The 1,205-nt window shown below is 62.5% G+C and carries 1 protein-coding gene and 1 pseudogene; both read left to right on the top strand.

Going from position 1 to position 1,205, the window contains the following annotated elements:
- Nucleotides 1-56 precede the first annotated feature (56 nt).
- Nucleotides 57-1,037 (top strand): glycosyltransferase family 2 protein, encoded by a 981-nt coding sequence (locus tag A2I95_RS40010; RefSeq protein ID WP_291737888.1) that lies wholly within the window; start codon nt 57-59, stop codon nt 1,035-1,037.
- A pseudogene (locus tag A2I95_RS40005) lies at nt 1,034-1,205 on the top strand (glycosyl transferase); the annotation flags it as partial. The gene A2I95_RS40010 and the pseudogene A2I95_RS40005, both read left to right, overlap by 4 nt.

Here is a 1,205-nt window from a genome sequence, read left to right as displayed (position 1 = left end):
CCGGCACGAGGGAAGAGGCACGACTTTTGGGCGCATGGCAGGCATACCGGCTGAGGATGCAACGGAAACGCTGGCGCATCCGGGCTTTCCGCAAACGCCGTGAACTGCGCCCGCTGGCCAACCGCACCGATCAGATCCGCCCCTCTGACATCCTGCTGTTCTCGACCCAGCGGAACGAGGGTGTCCGCCTGCCCTATTTCCTGCGCTACTACCGCGAGATGGGGGTGGGTCATTTCTTCTTTGTCGACAACGACTCGACCGATGGATCGGCGGATTACCTTGCGGACCAACCGGATGTCTCTGTCTGGACGACGCGGGCCAGCTACAAGCGCGCCCGTTTCGGCATGGACTGGCTCAACTGGCTGCTGCTGAAACACGCACATGGCCACTGGGCGCTGACCGTCGACCCGGATGAATTCTTTCTCTACCCGTTCTGCGACACGCGCCCCCTGCGCGCGCTGACCGACTGGCTGGATGCCTCTTCGATCAAGTCGTTCTCGGCCATGCTGCTGGACATGTACCCCAAGGGGCGCATCGACCTGCACCCCTACCAGCCCGGGCAGGACCCGATGGAAATCGCCACCTGGTTCGATGCCGGTAATTACGCGATTCAGAAGAACCCCAGGTTCGGCAATCTCTGGATACAGGGCGGGCCGCGCGCGCGGGTGTTCTTTGCCGACAAACCCGCGCTGGCGCCCGCGCTGAACAAGATCCCGCTGGTGAAATGGGACCGGCGCTATGCCTATGTCTCTTCCACCCATAACCTGTTGCCGCGCGGGCTGAATCAGGTCTACGACGAATGGGGCGGGGAAAAGGCCAGCGGCATCCTGCTGCACACCAAATTCCTGTCGACCTTCGGCGCAAAGGCCGAAGAGGAACTGACACGCGGCCAGCACTACGGCGCCAGCCGCGAATACATCGCCTATGCCGAAGGGGTGCGGGACAACCCGGACCTCTGGTGCAAATGGTCGGAACGCTACATCAACTGGCGCCAGCTTGAGATTTTGGGAATGATGTCCAAAGGAAACTGGGCATGAGCGCGGTTGGGGTCGTCATGCTGGTGCACACCGCGCTAGAGCGGGCGGTGCAGGTGGTGCAGCACTGGACAGCCAGCGGCTGCCCGGTGGTGCTGCATGTGGACCGCAACGTGGGGCATCAGGCGTTCACCCGCTTCAAAGACGCTCTGGCGAATGATCCCTTGGTCC

It is taken from the genome of Leisingera sp. F5 (assembly GCF_001593695.1).
Note: the sequence above shows the minus strand (reverse complement) of the source record. Positions and strands in the feature narration are given on the sequence as shown.